Here is a 2609-nt window from a genome sequence, read left to right as displayed (position 1 = left end):
TCTCGGCAGAGCATGAGCGACGGTGGTCGCCGACTACGTCAGCACTGACTGAGCAAGTATTGGGATCGTCCCAAGTGTTGCGGGCCTTTCCCACCCAGCGCGAGGTAACGCGTTGCGGGTGTAACAGGTCGACGCGGATATGCGCCTCATGATCTGCCGAGAGGGTCTGCTTCTGGCAGTCCCTGTACAGCGGACTTTGGATTCTTCTGTTTCGCCCTTCGCAAGTCAAGTCGTCTATKTGCTTTATTCTAGTAAGCGCATGAGAACGCAAGAAAAAACCTCTAAATCAACCGTGTGTTAGCTTCGATTGCGCAACTTTTGGCAAAAAATTGGCACGCGCATGCACTTACCTTGCAATGGCCGACAAAATAGAGAGAGATTGTGGACAACTGCCAGCGGACGCTGGCAGCTTCTGGCTCAGCGAGACGCTGTGATCAACTGATCAAACTGTTTGAGCAATACCTGCAACTCCCGATCCTTGCCCTGGACATTGCGTCCGGCAAAGACCATTTCAGCCATTTCCTGAATGCCCGAAGCATTGGGTAGCGGTAAATCCTGCTCAAGGATCATCTTCATGCGCGGCAGGAAGATCCATTGCAGCCATTGCTCGAAATCCAGTGTATCGACCGAAAACGGCTCGACACTGGAAAGCGCTTCGACAGATGGCGAAACTTCATCCCACCACCCTTGCACTCGCAACTCGCGTTCGATCAACAACAGTTGATCGGCGATTTTCAGAAAGCGCGCATCCATCACAGCGTTACCTTGGCCTTCTGACGTGCCAATGCCGCGCCCTGGGAGTCACCCTGTTTTTCACGCGCCTGGGAAATCAGGCCCCACAGGTTGGCCTGAAGGGCAGGACGGCCATTGGCAAAGGTCAGCCCACGGCGAGCGAACTGCTCGGCCTGAGCTGCGTCACCTTGAGCCATGCGCACCTGCGCCAGACGGTAAAGCACCTGCGGCTCACGCGGCGCAACACGCTGGGCGCGTTCGAGGCTGGAGGAGGCACCGTTGAGATCACCGCCCGCCTGTTGCTGTTGAGCTGTGGTCAGCAAGGCCAATACCGGGCCGTCCAGTTGCTCGTCGGCAGACAGTCCGCCCGAACTGGCCGACGGAATCCCGCTTGGCGACGACGGCATGCTGTAGCTGCCCTGATTGATCGGCGCCGACTGGACCGGCGACGTGTCGATAGGCCCCGGCGTGATCGGACCCGGGGTGATCGGTGTGGTGCTGATCGGCGTCGAAGTCGTTGCCGCGCCTGGCACCATCACCACTACGCCGCTGTCACCTTGCGGTATCGCCTGGGTCTGCGACTGACCTTGCGCAGGGCGCTTGACGGTCGTCTGGCGGAAGCCGCCATTGGCCGAGATCCGCTCACTATTGGACACGGCGGTGCCGGAATCCACGACCGGAATCGAACCGCGTTGTACGGTGGAGCAACCGCTGAGCAAAGCTACGGCGGCAATCGCTGGAATCAACCACTTGTTCACTTGAAACCCTCTTTGCTTAATTCATCCAGCCCTTGACCCAATCCATCACCGACTCAGCAGGGTTTTCACCACCACAAGCGGCGCCGGGAGGCGGTTCGCTGCCGCGAATATACGGCATCTGCACGGCACCAGGGCAACCAGCGTCAGAACCTTGCCCGGTTCGCGAGTCAACCCAGGCCTGAACGATATTATCCGGTTGCGGCATGTCCAGCGGCARCGGGTCGGCCTTGCGCATGAAGCTGGTCCAGACCTGCAAGGCCCCGGTGGCGCCGGTGAATGGCGTCTTGCCGTTGTCATCGCGACCCAGCCAGACCACCGCCAGCAAGTCCTGGCTGAAACCGGCAAACCAACTGTCCCGCGAGTCGTTACTGGTGCCGGTTTTACCCGCCAGGGTCAGGGTCCTTGGCAACACGCTGTAAACCGAGCTGCCGGTGCCTTCACGCATCACCCGCTGCATGGCGCTCTGGATCAGGTAAATGGAGGCAGGATCGAAACGTTGCTGAATCTGGAACGGATAACGCTTGAGCGGCTCGCCCTCGGCAGTCAGCACGCTTCGAATCCCGCGCATTGGCGTATTGAAGCCGCCGTTGGCGAGGGTCTGGTACATGGTTGCCACTTCGATGGGCGTCATGCCGCCCGCGCCGAGCAGCATCGACGGGAAGGCCGGGAACTCACGAGACACCCCCAGGCGCTCCACCGTTTTCAGGACGTTCGGCACACCGACCGCCAAACCAAGCCGCGCGGTCGACAGGTTGTAGGAATGCGCCAGGCCTTGATAGAGGAAGACCGTACCGTGGGAGCGACGATCGTAGTTCTGCGGCTTCCAGACCTGACCGTCCGCCCCCTTGACCGAGAAGGATTCGTCCGACAGCCAGCTGGTCAATGTGTACTGGCTTGGTTTCTCCAGCGCAGTCAGATACAYCGCCGGCTTGATCAGCGAGCCGATTGGCCGCACAGCGTCCAGCGCCCGGTTGAACCCGGCAAAACTGGCCTGGCGACTGCCGATCATGGCCTGCACCTCACCGGTCTCCGGGTTGGTCACGACCATTGCCGCTTCGACGTCATCGGAACCCTTGCGCCCCGCCAGACGCTTGAAGGTGTCGTTGACCGACGCTTCAG

3 protein-coding genes are annotated in these 2609 nt (G+C 60.1%); all 3 read right to left on the bottom strand.

All coding sequences use genetic code 11. From position 1 onward, the window contains the following. Nucleotides 1-417 precede the first annotated feature (417 nt). A complete protein-coding gene (locus ACXRVY_RS23555; protein WP_223463690.1) occupies nucleotides 418-753 on the bottom strand; it encodes a YqcC family protein in 336 nt (111 codons plus the stop codon). Further along, complete coding sequence (locus ACXRVY_RS23550; protein WP_223463691.1) at nucleotides 753-1490, bottom strand: hypothetical protein; 738 nt, start codon at nucleotides 1488-1490, stop codon at nucleotides 753-755. Before ACXRVY_RS23550 ends, ACXRVY_RS23555 begins: the two co-directional genes overlap by 1 nt. Before the next feature lie 16 nt (nucleotides 1491-1506). Further along, nucleotides 1507-2609: penicillin-binding transpeptidase domain-containing protein (locus tag ACXRVY_RS23545; protein ID WP_458238378.1), on the bottom strand; the 1103-nt coding region annotated here is incomplete at its 5' end.

This window comes from Pseudomonas sp. P5_A2_2 (assembly GCF_054177685.1).
Note: the sequence above shows the minus strand (reverse complement) of the source record. Positions and strands in the feature narration are given on the sequence as shown.

Coding starts and splice junctions, on each gene's coding strand:
- ACXRVY_RS23555 (WP_223463690.1), bottom strand. CDS start 753: ATGGATGCGCGCTTTCTGAAAATCGCCGATCAACTGTTGTTGATCGAA.